Consider the following 15,372-nt stretch of genomic DNA (forward strand, 5'->3'; position numbering starts at 1 on the left):
GTCGTGAAGCCGGGGGTCGGGGCCGGGGGGTGGGGCGCGCCGGTGTGAAGGCGGGGGTCAGCCCCGGGGGTTGAGACCGTGGCTGCGGAGCCACGACTCCGGGTCGATCGCGGCGCCGCCGCCCGGCCGGACCTCGAAGTGCAGGTGCGGGCCGGTGGAGTTGCCGGAGTTGCCCGAGTAGGCGATGACGTCGCCCGCCTTGACCGGGCCCGAGCGGATCTTGGCGCTGCTCAGGTGGCAGTACCAGGTCTCGGTGCCGTCCTTCGCGGTGACGATGACCATGTTGCCGTACGCGCCGTTCCACTGCGTGCGGACGGTCCCGTCGGTCGCCGCCATCACGGGCGTGCCGTACTGGACGGGGAAGTCGATCCCGGTGTGCAGCGACATCCAGTTGACGCCGGCCTGGCCGTAACCGGCGCTGAGCTGGCGGAGCGCCACCGGGAGCGCGAACTTGGGGCGCATGGCCTCGCGGCGCTTCGCCTCCTCCTCGCGCTTCTTGCGCTCCGCCTCCTGGCGGGCCTTGAGGTCGATGCGCTCCTGCGTGCGGCTGGCGCGGTCGCTGAAGTCGAGGGCCTCGGCGTCGAGCGCGGCGAGCTGCGTGTCGAGGGCGCTGTTGGCGACGACCGGCTTCACCGCGACCTGGTCGGCGGCGGACACGGCCTTGCCGTCGTCCTTCGCCTCCGCCTCCGTCAGCCCGCTGACGGACGCGGCCGCGATCCCCGCGACGCCCATCACGCACGCCGACGGCACGGCGACCGTCAGCAGCGCGGACCGCCGCGCCGGGGTGCGCCGCCGCCCGCGGGTGCCGCCCGCACGGCGGACCGGGCGGGGCGTGACGGGGGTCGTCGCGGTCACGGGCTCGTCGAAGGTCTCCGTCGACGGGCCGCCGTCCTGCTCAGGCTCCCATGCGTCGCCCGTCTCGGGCGCGTCGTCGAACTCCCCGTCGGCGGCGGCGAACTCCTCGCCGGCGTCACCGAACCCGCCGTCAGCCGGGGCGTGGTCGCCTGTCGCGGCGTAGTCGTCGCTGCTCGGGTAGTCGCCGGTGGCCGGGTAGTCGCCGGTGGTGGAGTAGTCGTCCGTCGTCGCGTAGTCGCCGGCCGGGGCGTAGTCGTCGGCGCCCGAGTAGTCGTACTGCTCGGGGACGAACGCCTCGGCGGGGGCGACCTCTTCGGATGCGGGGGCGCCGGTGTCGGACGGGACGTTCCAGGCGGTCGCGTCGTAGGCGCCCGTCTCGAAGGACTCGACGCCCGACGTGTACCACTGGCCGGTCGTGTCGTAGGTGGCCGTCGTCGCGGCGTACTGCCCGCCGTCCTGCGGCTGCGTCCACGTGGAGGTGTCCCACTGGCCCGACTGGTCGGTGTACGCGGCGTATCCGGCGGTGTCCGTCCACTGCGAGGTGTCGTACTGGCCGCTGTGCCCGGCGTCGTAGCCGCCCGGGACGGTGCCGTAGAGGGGGTCGGCGGTCTGGTAGGCGCCGGTGTCGTACGCGCCGGTGTCCAGGGGGTGGCCGGTGTCGTGGACGCCGGTTCCGTAACTGCCGTCCTGCAGACCGAACTGGCCGGTCGTGAAGCTGCCGGTGGCGTACGCGTCGTCTCCGACGTAGCCGGCGTGGGGGTGCTGGTCGTTCACCAACTTCTCTCTCGCCTCGGCAGCAGGACCAGTTCTGGGCCCGGCCCGATGGTAGGGGCCCAGAGGGGAAGCAGTGGGCGCGACTGTACCCGGCGGTATGCGCAACCGACAATCTTCCGAGGGTTTTACATCCCGGGGAACCGGGCATTCGACCGCCTTTCGGCGGAGCGCACACCGAGCCTTGGCGGTACGTTCGAAATGCGTTCGACCCCGTGGGGGCGGCTTCACGCCGCCGACACGGACCCCGTGGTTCCGTATCGCGCCTGACCGGCGTCGAGCTCCGCGACCACCCGCGCCGCCACGGCGGGGTGGACCGGCAGCGCGAGGTGTCCCACCCCGGTGACCCGCACGTTCGTGGTGTCGAGGTCGGGGTGGTCCAGGCGCGCCGTCTCGGCGGGGGACATCCACAGGTCCAGGTCGCTCCAGAAGCTGACGAACCGCGTACGGCACCCGGGGACCGGTGCGGCCAGCTCCCGAAGGACGGCCGAGCCGGGGCGCATCTGGCGCACCAGGGGGTGCACCCCGGCGAGCGGCGCGGCCGCCGTGCCGGAGTGCGGCGTACCGAGGGTGACCACCGTCCGGGCGCGCCGGTCGCCGCCCAGCCGCTGGACGTAGTACCGGGCGACCAGGCCGCCGAGGCTGTGCCCGACGAGGTCGACCTCGTCGCGGCCGGTGCGCTCGCACACCTCCTCGACATGGCGGGCCAGCCGGCGGGCGGCGGCGCGCAGGTCGCGGGTGAGCGGCGAGTGGTTGACGGCCACGACGCGCCGCGTGCCGTCCCGGACGAGTGCGCGGCGGAGCAGGACGAAGGCGGAGCGGTTGTCGGACAGGCCGTGGAGCAGGAGCACGGGCGGTCGCGGACCGCACGGCGTGTCGGCGCACCGGTCGGTGACGAGGCCGCTCGGGTAGAGCAGGAGGTGCCCGGCGAGGACGACCGCCTCCAGAACGGCCGCGCGCAACGCGTCACCGTGCCGGGCGTCGTCGGGCCGGGAGTCATCGCCGGGGACGGGAGCGGGACCAGGGGCGGGAGCGGGGCCGGGGGCGGGATGGGTGGCGGTGCGGTGGGGGGCGGCGCGGCCGCCGGATGTGGCGGGAGTGCCGGGGGCGGCCGAAATCCGGGAGGTGGCCGGGCCGTGGGGGACGGCAGGGGTGCCTGAGGCGCCGGGAGTGGCTGGGACCTGGGAGGCGCCGGGGGTGGCCGGGGAACCCGGGTCGTGGGGGGCGGCGGGAGTGCCGGGGGCGCCGTGACGGTCGGGTTCCTCGGGAGTCTCGCGGTCCTCGGGAGGGCCGGGGCCGTCGGGGGCGCTGGGGCTGCCCAGGGCGTCGGGCGTGGAGTGAGCTGCGGCGCCGTCGGGGCTCGGGGTGACGGGCGGGCGCTCGGGAGGCGGTGTGCCGGCGGGTGGCGGTGTCTGCATGGCGGACCTCCTGGACGAGTGGCATACGGAGGGGGGCTCCGTCCCCCCGTATGCCCTCGGGCGGCACCGCATCCGAGGGGTGGGGATGCGTCATACCCCGTGCCGCGCGGCTGGTGGCACGGGGGTACGACGACCTCGTCGCGGCTCCGGTCGCATTCGTCCCGGTCGTGACCCACGACCCTCCCGGTACGGGTGGGGCCGTGGCGAACATGTCCCACGTGTGATTTCCCCCTCGCTCTTGACCGCGAAACGGCCCCTTGCGGGATGCTGGCGATAACGTTCGTTCACCTCCCCGGCATACAGGTACGGGGGTCGCATGTGGAGGCAGTGATGGGTGTGACCGGTCCTATCCGCGTGGTGGTGGCCAAGCCGGGTCTCGACGGCCACGATCGCGGTGCGAAGGTGATCGCGCGGGCGCTGCGCGACGCCGGTATGGAGGTCATCTACACCGGGCTGCACCAGACGCCGGAGCAGATCGTGGACACCGCGATCCAGGAGGACGCCGACGCGATCGGCCTGTCGATCCTGTCCGGTGCGCACAACACGCTCTTCGCGCGGGTCCTGGAGCTGCTGAAGGAGCGCGACGCCGAGGACATCAAGGTCTTCGGCGGCGGCATCATCCCCGAGGGCGACATCCCGCCGCTGAAGGAGAAGGGCGTCGCCGCGATCTTCACGCCCGGCGCGACGACGGCGTCGATCGTGGACTGGGTCAACGCCAACGTCCGCCAGGCCGCCGACGCCTGACCCGGCCATCCGCGCGGGCCCGGGTCGGGCCCTTCCGAGGCGGCCGTCCGTACGGGCGGGCCGCCCGTTCCCGCTGGGCGGGTGCCGGGCACGTGCGGGCCGCTGACCCGCACTGACCCCGGGGTGCCCGGCTCTGACCGGCGGTGACCCGCTCCGACCTGGGCACTCGCGCCACTGGTACGGGGACCCGCACCGGCCCGGGGTGGGCACGCGTCGGCCCCGTCGGCCCGCCACGCACCAGTCCGCGGCGCACCGGTTCGGACCGCACCAGTCCGGCGTGCACCGGTTCGCGCCGGTCCGGCGGCCCGGTGGGTCCGCACGGGCCCGTGGCATCCGGCCGGCCCGTGGCCGTCCGCCGGTTCGCGCCGCACCGGCCGGCCCGGGGCCCCGCATCCGGTGCGGAGGGCGTGTCGGGGAGGAGCGCCCAGGCCCGGCCCCGAGCCGTCAGGCGGGTGGTGGGGCCAGCTCCGCGTGCATCGCCGCCCGCAGGCGCAGCGTGGCGACCAGGCGCTGGAACGCCTCCGACCAGTAGCCGCCCGCGCCGGGCGCGGCGTCCTCCGGCTCGTCCGACGCGGCCGTCAGCACCTCCAGGCGGTCGGCCTCGGCCGGGTCGAGGCACCGCTCCGCCAGGCCCATCACCCCGCTGAAGCTCCACGGGTAGCTCCCCGCCTCGCGCGCGATGTCCAGCGCGTCGACGACCGCCCGCCCGAGCTCCCCGGACCACGGCACCGTGCAGACGCCGAGCAGCTGGAACGCCTCCGACAGCCCGTGCGCCGCGACGAACGCCGCCACCCACGCCGCCCGCTCCCCGTCCGGCAGCGTCGCCAGCAGCGCGGCCGACGACGCGGCCCCCGGGCCCGTCGCCGGCGGGGCGAACGGGGCGCCGAGCAGGGCCCGTGCCCACGCCGCGTCCCGCTGCCGCACGGCTGCCCGGCACCACGCGGCGTGCAGCTCGTCGCGCCAGTCGTCGCCCACCGGCAGGGCGACGATCTCCTCGGGCGTACGGCCGCCGAGCCGGTCCGGCCAGAGCGTGAGCGGGGCCGCCTCCACCAGCTGCCCCAGCCACCACGAACGCTCTCCCCGGCCCGACGGCGGCTGCGGTACGACGCCGTCGCGCTGCATGGCTGCGTCGCACTCGTGCGGGGCCTCCACGGTGAGCGTCGCGCCGTCACCGGTGTGGTCCAGGCCCACGCATGACGCGGCCCGCCCCGCCATCCGGCCCGCGAACGCCGACCCCGGCAGCGCGGACAGCAGTTCGGCCGCGGTGGAGCGGACGTTCCGGCTGCGGTCGGTCAGGGCGCGCTCCAGGAACGCCTCGTCCGCGCCCGAGAGCCCTGCCCGCAGCGAGTCCAGGAACATCAGCCGGTCCTCGGCCCGCTCGTCCGCCCAGGTCGACGCCAGCAGGTCCAGCGCGGCGGCGGGGTCGTGTGCGCGGACGGCGCCGAGGAGGGCGACCCGCTCCGCGAACAGCCCCTCCTCCCACAGGGCCCGCACCCCCGGTACGTCGTCCGGCGCGGGGAGCGCCGCGCCGCCCGGCGCGCCGCGCAACGCGAACCTCCACTCCGGGTTCAGCCCGGCCAGCCACAGCGCGCGCGGCCCCGCGAAGGCCAGCGCCTGGGGCCGCAGGTCGGTGCGGGCGCGGGCCGCGTCGAGCAGGGCGGGCAAGGCGGGCGCGGGCGCCCGGTAGCCGTGGGCGTTGGCCGCGGCCAGCCACTGCGGGAGCAGCTCGGTGAGGTCGGGTGCGGAACCACGGCGGCCGCCGCCCGCCGAGGGGCGGTCGGCGAGCAACTGCGCCAGCCGCCGCGCGGCCGCCCCGGGCAGCGGGGTGCGGCCGTCGTGCGGGGCCGGCGGAGGAAGCGGCGCGGCGGCCGCCGGCAGGAGGCCCGCCCGCCGCCGCACGGCATGCCGCGCCGCCGCGTCGAGCAGCGCCAGCGGCGGATCGACGGGCGCGGCGGCCGGTCCGCCCGCGTCCGGTCCCGCCGCGCCGTCGCCCGTCGGGAGGGCCGGCGGTCGGCGGTCGGTGCCGAGCAGCGCCGAGGTGACGAGCTCTTCCCACGAGGTGGTGGTCATGTCTCCTCTTCCAACAACGATCAGGCGGTGAGGCGGCTGGGGTGGTCGACCGGTCCGGAAGCCGGGCGGCCGGACCGACCGGGGGTTGCGGGAGCTGGGTGGTCGGGCAGTCGGGCGGTCGAACAGGTGAGTGGTCGCCGGGCGGGTGGTCGGCCGGCCCCGGCAGGGACGAGCCCCCGCAGGTGGACAGGTGGACAGGTGGACAGGTGGACAGGTGGACAGGGCGACAGGTGGACAGGGGTCCCGGGCGGGTCGAGGTCCGGTGGCCCACGGCGGTCAGCCTGTCGCTGTCGCTGTCGCTGTCGCTGTCGCTGTCGCCGTCGCCGGCGACCCGAGGCCTCACCCGGGCCCCTGCGCCCGGGCACCCGCCCCGCGGCCCGGACACCCACGCCCCACCCCCCGGCCAGGAAACAGCCCCCACGACCCGGGCAGCCGCGTACGGTGCCCCGCCCTGGCCTTCAGGTGAGCGGGACCGTGCCGGGGGCGTCCGGTGACCACGTGGCCAGCGGGGTGAAGCCCCGGTGCCCGCACTCGCCGAACACCGTGACCGGTCCGCCGCCGGACACCGCGGCCAGCCGCCACAGCCCCGCCCGGCCCAGGGCGGACGCGGTGACGGGCAGGGCCGCGCCGCCGTCCGCGTCGGCGAGCTGCCATCCGTCGGCGCCCGGAACGGGCACGACGTCCGCCAGCGTCACCGGCCACGAGTCGAGCCACGGGTCGTCCCGCAGGGCCCGCCCGTACGCCGCCAGCGCGTCGCCGGTCGTGCCGCCCGGCGGTGGCCCGCCGCCCGGGACGGGCGCGGTGAACCGCTCGCCCAGGTCCGCGCGCAGCTGCCCGGCCCCCGGGTGCGGTACGAGCTCCGCGTCGAAGGCCGTGCCCGCCGCGAGGGCCAGGTCCGGCGCGCGGCCCGCGGCCCCGAAGGACAGCAGCAGCGCCGTACGCCCCGTCTCCCGCCCGTGCAGCCACGCGCGGCGCGTCGTCAGCTTGCCGTCCGAGGTGTCGTACTGGGCCAGGACCAGCCAGTGGTCCCGGACCGGGGGGCCCTCGGCCGGCGTGGGTATGCCGACCCGGGTGCGCACCGTCGTCGCCAGGGGTCCGGGCAGCCGGTCCACGCCCAGCCACGCCCGGTCCAGCAGGTGCGTCAAGGCGCTCTCCTCCAGCAGCCGCACCGGCCAGCCGGGGCCGGAGCCCGGTATCGCGCCGAGCTCCCTGACCCGGCCCGCCAGACCCGGCGCCTGCGCGTCCACCATGCGGCGCGCGGTCTCCTCCCACAGGCCGTACCCGGTCTGCTCGGCGGCGGCCAGACCGCCGCGCAGCAGGTCGGCCAGGCGCCGCTCCAGCTCCTCGGCGCCGGCCGTGACGCGCGCCGCGCGGGCCGCTGCGCGCCGCCGCGCGGCCTCGGCGTCGACGGGCTTGGCTGCGTCCCCCTTCCCCCCGCGCGGTCCGGTGCGCGCCTTCCGGCCCTCCAGCCACGCCTCCACCCAGTCCGGCGCCGGCACCCCGGCCGGGACGGCGTCGGCGTCCGCCGCCCACAGCAGCAGCAGGCCCAGGGCGTGCTTGCACGGGAACTTCCGGCTCGGGCAACTGCACGAGTACGCCGGGCCCGTGATGTCGACGACCGTCCGGTACGGCCTGCTGCCGCTGCCCCGGCACAGACCCCACACGGCCCCCGTGGCGCCACGGCCCGCACCGGACCACGGCCCGGCCGTGCCCAGCTTGCTTCCCGCCTTGCGTGAGGCGGCGTCAGGAGCCAGAGCCAGCACCTGATCCGCCGTCCAGCGCACCCCCTGCTCAGTCATGCCACCGACCGTAGGGCGCGCCACTGACAACCGGCCCGGCCGCCCGCGGCGGGGCCCGCCGGGGGAGCGGCCGGGACGCGCTCGTACTGTGGTGCCGACGCCACTCGATCTCCCGGGGGAACCAGATGAAGCCCACCACCCGTTCCGTCGTCGCGGTCCTCGCCGCGGCCGGTCTCGCGTTCGGCCTCGGCGCCTGCTCGCAGGCGGCCGACAAGGCGACCGAGCGCGTCGACAGCGCGCTCAGCGAGGAGTACCAGGTCACCTACGAGGTGACCGGCGCCAACATCGAGTCGATCAGCTACAACGGCGGTGGTGGCGACGCGATGAACCCCAAGCTGGAGACCGTCGAGAAGCCGAAGCTGCCGTGGCGCAAGACGGTCACGCTGCGCGGCATCGAGGCCCCGCTCGTCACGCCGGTCTCCGTCAGCTACGACGGCGCCCAGGCCACCTGCAAGATCACCCACGACGGCAAGGTGATCAAGGAGGCGTCCGGCAAGGGCGCCGCGGCGACGCTCAGCTGCGTCGCCGTCTCCCCGGTCGCCGGCTGACCGGGTACCTGACGCACCGGCAACTTCTCGCAGTACCCCTCGACATCGACCGTCACCGCTCCTGACCTGCGGTGACGGTCGGCTGTCAGTGGCGTGGTGCACGGTGGCAACCACACCCGGTCGACGATTCGAACGATCTGGAGGGGGACCCCATGACCGTGCCCGGAACCACCGAAGACGAGCGCGTCCACGGCGAGACGCAAGCCCTGCGCCCGCACGCCGAGGACGCCTTCGCCCACGAGCTGGCGGCGCTCGCGGCGGCCGACGACCGGCCGCGCCCCGAGCGGTGGCGGATGTCGCCCTGGGCCGTCGCCACCTACCTCCTGGGCGGCACCCTCCCGGACGGCACGGTGATCACACCGAAGTACGTGGGGCCGCGCCGCATCGTCGAGGTGGCCGTCACCACCCTCGCCACCGACCGCGCCCTGCTCCTCCTCGGCGTGCCGGGCACCGCGAAGACCTGGGTGTCGGAACACCTCGCGGCGGCCGTCAGCGGTGACTCCACGCTCCTCGTGCAGGGCACGGCCGGCACGCCCGAGGAGGCCATCCGCTACGGGTGGAACTACGCCCGCCTGCTCGCGCACGGCCCCAGCCGGGACGCCCTGGTGCCCAGCCCGGTGATGCGCGCCATGGCCGAGGGCATGACCGCCCGGGTCGAGGAGCTCACCCGCATCCCCGCCGACGTGCAGGACACGCTCATCACGATCCTGTCCGAGAAGACGCTCCCCATCCCGGAGCTCGGCCAGGAGGTGCAGGCCGTCCGCGGCTTCAACCTCATCGCCACCGCCAACGACCGCGACCGCGGCGTCAACGACCTGTCGAGCGCCCTGCGCCGCCGCTTCAACACCGTCGTACTGCCCCTGCCCGAGACGCCCGACGCCGAGGTCGACATCGTCTCCCGGCGCGTCGACCAGATCGGCCGCTCCCTCGACCTGCCGGCCGTTCCCGAGGGCATCGACGAGATCCGCCGCGTCGTCACCGTCTTCCGCGAGCTGCGCGACGGCGTCACCACCGACGGCCGCACCAAGCTCAAGACCCCCTCGGGCACGCTCTCCACGGCCGAGGCGATCTCCGTCGTCACCAGCGGGCTCGCCCTCGCCGCCCACTTCGGCGACGGCGTGCTGCGCCCCGCCGACGTCGCCGCGGGCATCCTCGGCGCCGTCGTCCGCGACCCGGCCGCCGACCGCCTCATCTGGCAGGAGTACCTGGAGACCGTCGTCCGCGAGCGGGACGGCTGGAAGGACTTCTACCGCGCCTGCCGCGAGGTGTCGGCGTGACGGGGCCGCTGCTGCTCGGCGTCCGCCACCATGGGCCCGGCTCGGCCCGCGCCGTGCGCGCCGCCCTCGACGCGGCGCGCCCCACGGCGGTGCTGATCGAGGGGCCGCCGGAGGCCGACGCCCTGCTGCCGCTCGCCGCCGACCCCGCGACGCGCCCGCCGGTCGCGCTGCTGGCCCACGCCGGGGACGAGCCCGGCCGGGCCGCGTTCTGGCCCTTCGCCGCCTTCTCGCCCGAGTGGGTCGCGCTGCGCTGGGCCCTGGACCACGGCGCCGCCGTCCGCTTCGCCGACCTGCCCGCCGCGCACTCCCTCGCCATGATGGGCGACCCCACGTGGAGCGACGAGGACGACGAGGACACCGGGGACGACGGCGAGCCCGCCGCCGACCTGCGGCGCGGACTGCGCGTCGACCCGCTCGCCGCGCTCGCCGACGCCGCCGGGTACGACGACGCCGAGCGCTGGTGGGAGGACGTCGTCGAGCACCGCCCGTCCCACGCGGGGGACCCGTTCGCCCCGTTCGCGGCCGTCGCGGAGGCCATGGCGGCGCTGCGCGAGACGTACGGCCACGGCGGGCACGCCCGCGACCCCGTCCGCGAGGCGTACATGCGCCTCCGGCTGCGCGCCGCGCGCAAGGAGCACGGCGACGACGCCGTCGCCTTCGTCTGCGGCGCCTGGCACGTCCCCGCACTGGCCGCGAAGACCACCGTCGCCGCCGACCGGGCCCTCCTCAAGGGCCTGCCGAAGGTCAGGACCGAGACGACGTGGGTGCCGTGGACGCACCGCAGGCTCGCCCGCCGCTCCGGGTACGGCGCGGGCGTCGCCGCACCCGGTTGGTACGCGCACCTCTTCGCGGCGCCCGACCGGCCCGTCGAGCGCTGGCTGACGAAGGTCGCCGGGCTCCTGCGGGACGAGGACCACCCGGTCTCCTCCGCGCACGTCATCGAGGCCGTCCGGCTCGCCGGGTCCCTCGCCGCGATGCGGGGCCGCCCCCTCGCCGGGCTCACCGAGACCACCGACGCGGTGCGGGCCGTGATGGGCGACGGCTCGGACGTGCCGCTCGCCCTCGTCCACGACCGGCTCGTCGTCGGCGACGTCCTGGGCGAGGTGCCCGACGACGCGCCCGCCGTCCCCCTCCAGCGGGACCTGACCCGCCTCCAGCGCTCCCTGCGCCTGAAGCCCGAGGCGGCCGAGCGGGACCTCGACCTCGACCTGCGCAAGGACACCGACGCGGCCCGCAGCCGCCTGTTGCACCGGCTGCGCCTCCTCGGCGTCGACTGGGGCGTCCCCGCGGCGTCCCGCACCGGCAGCACGGGCACCTTCCGGGAGAGCTGGCGGCTGTCCTGGGAGCCCGAGCTGCACGTGCGGGTCGCCGAGGCCGGCGTGTGGGGCACCACGGTCCTGTCCGCCGCCACGGCCAAGGCACGGGCCGAGGCGGCCGCCGCCACCGCGCTCGCCGGGGTCACGGCGCTCGCCGAGCGCTGCCTGCTGGCCCGGCTGCCCGAGGCGCTGCCCGTGGTGATGAGGGCCCTCGCCGACCGGGCCGCGCTCGACACGGACGTCGGCCGGCTCGCCCAGGCACTGCCCGCCCTGGCCCGTTCGCTGCGCTACGGCGACGTGCGGGCCACGGACACCGCCGCCCTCGCCGAGGTCGCCACCGGCCTGGCCCGGCGGATCTTCGTCGGCCTGCCCCCGGCCTGCACGGGCCTCGACGCCGACGCCGCCGACGAGATGCGCGGCCACGTGGACGCCGTGCACACGGCGGTGCGCCTCCTGCCGCACACCGGCGGCACCACCGCGGACGACTCCACCACCGACGGCGTCACCGACCGCACCCCCGCCGGCACGGGGGGCACGGCCGCCCCCGGTGCCGCCTCCGGCAGTGCCCCCGGCGGCAGCGGCGCAGCACCCGGCAGCGGCGGTAAGGCCGTCGGCAGGGCCGCCCCCGGCGGTGCCGCCGGCGACGACACCGCCGCCGGGTGGGCCGCCGTCCTGCGCAGGCTCGCCGGCCGGGACACCGTCGCGGGGACGATCCGCGGCAGGGCCGCGCGGCTGCTCCTGGACGACGGGCGGCTCGCGGAGGACGAGGCGGGCCGGCTGATGGGCCTCGCCCTCTCGCCCGGTACGCCGCCCGTCGACGCCGCCGCCTGGCTGGAGGGGTTCCTCGCTGGCGCGACCGGACCCGCCGGCCGGGGCCGCGACCGCTCCGGAGGCATGCTCCTCGTCCACGACGAGCGGCTCCTCGCCCTCGTCGACGCCTGGCTGGCCGCCGTGCCCGCCGAGGCGTTCACCGACGTGCTGCCGCTGCTGCGCCGCACGTTCTCCGCGTACGAACCGGGGGTGCGGCGCACCCTCGGCGAGCTCGTCCGCCGCGGCCCGGCCGCCGGCGGGGGCGCGGCGCTGACCGCGGCGGGCACGCCCGGGTTCGGCGCCGGCCACGACGCGGCGCGCGCCGACGGCGTGCTGCCCGTACTGGAGCTGCTGCTGGGCCGGCGGCAGCCGACCGACGACGACCTGGTGGGGGTGGGCCGATGACCGGCGAGGACGAGCGGCTGCGGCGCTGGCGCATGGTGCTGGGCGGCGGCGGCGCCGACGGCACGGGGTGCGCCCTCACGGGCGGGGACGCCGCCATGGACGGCGCCCTGGCCGCCCTGTACGACGGGCCGGGCGGCGACGGCGACGCCCGCGGGCGTCGGGACCGGTCGGCCGGGCTCGGCGGATCGGCGCCGTCCGTCGCCCGCTGGCTCGGCGACATCCGCACCTACTTCCCCAGCTCCGTCGTACGGGTCATGCAGCGCGACGCGATCGACCGGCTCGGCCTGTCGACCCTCCTGCTGGAGCCGGAGATGCTGGAGGCCGTCGAGGCGGACGTGCACCTCGTCGGCACCCTCCTGTCGCTGAACAAGGCGATGCCGGAGACGACGAAGGAGACCGCGCGGGCCGTCGTCCGCAAGGTCGTCGAGGACCTGGAGAAGCGGCTCGCCACGCGCACGCGCGCCACCCTCACGGGCGCCCTCGACCGCAGCGCCCGCATCAGCCGCCCCCGCCACCGCGACATCGACTGGGACCGCACCATCCGCGCGAACCTGAAGAACTACCTGCCCGAGTACGGCACGGTCCTGCCGGAGCGCCTCGTCGGGTACGGCCGCGCCTCGCAGGCGGTCAGGAAGGAGGTCGTGCTCTGCATCGACCAGTCAGGCTCCATGGCGGCCTCCGTCGTGTACGCGTCGGTGTTCGGGGCGGTGCTGGCGTCGATGCGGTCGATCGCGACGCGCCTGGTCGTCTTCGACACGGCCGTCGTCGACCTGACGGACCAGCTAGACGACCCGGTCGACGTGCTCTTCGGCACGCAGCTGGGCGGCGGCACCGACATCAACCGCGCCCTGGCCTACTGCCAGTCGCAGATCACCCGCCCCGCCGACACGGTGGTGGTGCTGATCAGCGACCTCTACGAGGGCGGCATCCGCGACGAGATGCTGAAGCGGGTCGCGGCGATGAAGGCCGCCGGGGTGCAGTTCGTGGCCCTGCTCGCCCTGTCCGACGAGGGCGCCCCCGCCTACGACCGTGAGCACGCCGCCGCGCTGGCGGCCCTCGGCGCGCCCGCCTTCGCCTGCACACCGGACCTCTTCCCCGAGGTGATGGCGGCGGCGCTGGAGAAGCGGCCGATACCGGTCCCCGACGCGGCGTGACCCGCCGGCGCTCCGGTGCTCCCCGGCGCGCGGGCCCATGCGGCACCGTGGGCCCGCCCCGACCGCTCCGCCGGCGCGCGGGCCCGCCCGGTGCCCCGACCGCCCCACGCCCCGGTGGTCCCCGGGCCTCGATCACCGGCCCGCCCCGACCGCCCGGCGCCGAAGACCCGCTCCGTCCGCACCGACCTCCCAGTCGCCCCATCAGCCCCACCAACCCCACTCGCGCTGTCCGCCCGGCCGCCCCGCCCGGCAGGCCCGTCCGGCGCCGCGAGCCCCACGCCCCCCCGGCTGCCCCAATAGGGCCACCCGCCCCGACCGCCCGGCACGGAAGGCCGCACCTCCCGCACCAACCGACCCAGCCGCCCCGCCGGCCCCACCCGCCCCGCCTGGCGCGGCAGGTCCCCCGCCCGTCCGCCTGGCACGGCACGGGCCGCCCGCCCACCCCGCCCCGCCGGCCCCACCCGCCCCGCCTGGCGCGGCAGGTCCGCCCCGTCCGTCCGCCTGGCACGGCACGGGCCGCCCGCCCACCCCGCCCCCTCACCCCGCCCGTCCGCCGGCATGGCAGGGGCCGACCGCCCACCCCGCCCGCTCGCCCCGCCCGGCGCCGCAGGGGCCGCCCGCCCATCCCGCCCACCCCGCCCGCTCACGCCCCCCGTCCGGCAGGGGCCGGCCGCCCCGTCCGCCGGGTGCGGCGGGTTCGGTCGGTCGGGTGGCGGCCCGCCGCGCCTGGTCTGCCACGAAATCCGTAGCCGCGGGCGTTCTCACAACGGGGTCACCGCCCGTTCGGGGTACCTGCCTGTGACAGGTATCACCGCTCCGGTGTGAGCTGTGATTTAGGGCGGCACCGCCTCCGGGGATAACCTGCCAGGCGGACATGCCGCGTCCACGGACACCGTGTACGCCTCCCGAGTGACAGAGCAGTCACGTTGCCCTCCGCCCGCCAGTCGGGCGCGCGGCACGCCCACGCATGAAAACGAACCGCGATCACCAGAAAAAGGGACGGACGCGCGTGGACCTGTTCGAGTACCAGGCGAGGGACCTCTTCGCCAAGCACGGTGTACCGGTGCTGGCCGGTGAAGTCATCGACACGCCTGAGGCGGCGCGCGAGGCCACTGAGCGTCTTGGCGGCAAGTCGGTCGTCAAGGCGCAGGTGAAGGTCGGCGGCCGTGGCAAGGCCGGCGGCGTCAAGCTGGCGGCCACCCCGGACGAGGCCGTCGCCCGCGCGACGGACATCCTGGGCATGGACATCAAGGGCCACACGGTCCACAAGGTGATGATCGCGGAGACCGCTCCGGAGATCCTGGAGGAGTACTACGTCTCGTACCTCCTCGACCGCACCAACCGCACCTTCCTGGCGATGGCCTCGGTCGCGGGCGGCATGGACATCGAGGAGGTCGCCGCGACGACCCCCGAGAAGCTCGCGAAGGTCCCGGTCGACGCCAACGACGGCGTCGACATCGAGAAGGCCCGCGAGATCGTCGCCCAGGCGCAGTTCCCCGCGGAGGTCGCGGAGAAGGTCGCCGAGGTCCTCGTGACCCTGTGGAAGACCTTCGTCGCGGAGGACGCCCTCCTCGTCGAGGTCAACCCGCTCGCGAAGGTCGCCTCCGGTGACATCATCGCCCTCGACGGCAAGGTCTCCCTGGACGCCAACGCCGACTTCCGCCAGCCGGAGCACGAGGCGCTCGAGGACAAGGCGGCGGCCAACCCGCTCGAGGCCGCGGCCAAGGCCAAGGGCCTCAACTACGTCAAGCTCGACGGCGAGGTCGGCATCATCGGCAACGGCGCCGGCCTGGTCATGTCGACCCTGGACGTCGTCGCGTACGCCGGTGAGGCGCACGGCGGCGTGAAGCCGGCCAACTTCCTCGACATCGGTGGCGGCGCGTCCGCCGAGGTCATGGCGAACGGCCTGGAGATCATCCTCGGCGACCCGGACGTCAAGTCCGTGTTCGTCAACGTCTTCGGCGGCATCACCGCCTGCGACGAGGTCGCGAACGGCATCGTGCAGGCCCTGGAGCTGCTCTCCTCGCGCGGCGAGGACGTCACCAAGCCGCTGGTCGTGCGCCTCGACGGCAACAACGCGGAGCTGGGTCGCAAGATCCTGTCGGACGCCAACCACCCGCTGGTGCAGCGCGTGGACACCATGGACGGCGCGGCCGACAAGGCCGCCGAGCTCGCGGCTGCGAAGTAAGGGACGAGGTCGGAAAC

General features: G+C 76.2%; 10 protein-coding genes. 6 read left to right on the forward strand and 4 right to left on the reverse strand.

Annotation, left to right across the window (positions count from 1 at the left end):
- Positions 1 to 57: 57 nt before the first annotated feature.
- Complete coding sequence (locus ACF053_RS19520) at positions 58 to 1,629, reverse strand: M23 family metallopeptidase (RefSeq protein WP_391955024.1); 1,572 nt, start codon at positions 1,627 to 1,629, stop codon at positions 58 to 60.
- A 224-nt stretch (positions 1,630 to 1,853) separates the two neighbouring features.
- Positions 1,854 to 2,588, reverse strand: a complete 735-nt coding sequence (locus ACF053_RS19525) for an esterase/lipase family protein (RefSeq protein ID WP_391955025.1) — start codon at positions 2,586 to 2,588, stop codon at positions 1,854 to 1,856.
- 786 nt (positions 2,589 to 3,374) lie between these two features.
- Here ACF053_RS19525 and ACF053_RS19530 point away from each other — a divergent pair.
- Positions 3,375 to 3,788, forward strand: a complete 414-nt coding sequence (locus ACF053_RS19530) for a cobalamin B12-binding domain-containing protein (RefSeq protein WP_058942742.1) — start codon at positions 3,375 to 3,377, stop codon at positions 3,786 to 3,788.
- A gap of 444 nt (positions 3,789 to 4,232) precedes the next feature.
- Here ACF053_RS19530 and ACF053_RS19535 read toward each other — a convergent pair whose 3' ends face one another.
- Together ACF053_RS19535 and ACF053_RS19540 are read right to left on the reverse strand one after the other, a co-directional pair.
- Positions 4,233 to 5,858, reverse strand: a complete 1,626-nt coding sequence (locus tag ACF053_RS19535; protein ID WP_391955026.1) for a DUF5691 domain-containing protein — start codon at positions 5,856 to 5,858, stop codon at positions 4,233 to 4,235.
- A 458-nt stretch (positions 5,859 to 6,316) separates the two neighbouring features.
- Positions 6,317 to 7,657 carry an SWIM zinc finger family protein gene (locus tag ACF053_RS19540; protein WP_391955027.1) on the reverse strand — a complete coding sequence of 447 codons (1,341 nt, stop codon included), beginning with the start codon at positions 7,655 to 7,657 and terminating at the stop codon, positions 6,317 to 6,319.
- Positions 7,658 to 7,782: 125 nt separating this feature from the next.
- Here ACF053_RS19540 and ACF053_RS19545 point away from each other — a divergent pair, with 125 nt between their 5' ends.
- The 5 genes from ACF053_RS19545 (at position 7,783) to sucC (ending at position 15,355) form a co-directional block, all read left to right on the forward strand.
- Positions 7,783 to 8,205, forward strand: coding sequence for an MmpS family transport accessory protein (locus tag ACF053_RS19545; protein ID WP_391955028.1), 423 nt, complete (start codon positions 7,783 to 7,785; stop codon positions 8,203 to 8,205).
- 152 nt (positions 8,206 to 8,357) lie between these two features.
- Positions 8,358 to 9,482, forward strand: a complete 1,125-nt coding sequence (locus ACF053_RS19550; protein WP_391955029.1) for an ATP-binding protein — start codon at positions 8,358 to 8,360, stop codon at positions 9,480 to 9,482.
- Positions 9,479 to 12,013 (forward strand): DUF5682 family protein, encoded by a 2,535-nt coding sequence (locus tag ACF053_RS19555; protein ID WP_391955030.1) that lies wholly within the window; start codon positions 9,479 to 9,481, stop codon positions 12,011 to 12,013. The genes ACF053_RS19550 and ACF053_RS19555 overlap by 4 nt, the downstream gene beginning before the upstream one ends.
- Positions 12,010 to 13,167, forward strand: a complete 1,158-nt coding sequence (locus ACF053_RS19560) for a VWA domain-containing protein (protein WP_391955031.1) — start codon at positions 12,010 to 12,012, stop codon at positions 13,165 to 13,167. The genes ACF053_RS19555 and ACF053_RS19560 overlap by 4 nt, the downstream gene beginning before the upstream one ends.
- 1,009 nt (positions 13,168 to 14,176) lie before the next feature.
- The gene (gene sucC, locus ACF053_RS19565) at positions 14,177 to 15,355 is read left to right on the forward strand and encodes an ADP-forming succinate--CoA ligase subunit beta (RefSeq protein ID WP_058942748.1); all 1,179 of its coding nucleotides are present in this window, start codon (positions 14,177 to 14,179) and stop codon (positions 15,353 to 15,355) included.
- Positions 15,356 to 15,372 lie beyond the last annotated feature (17 nt).

It is taken from the genome of Streptomyces kanasensis, from assembly GCF_043077165.1.
GTDB lineage: Bacteria > Actinomycetota > Actinomycetes > Streptomycetales > Streptomycetaceae > Streptomyces > Streptomyces changanensis.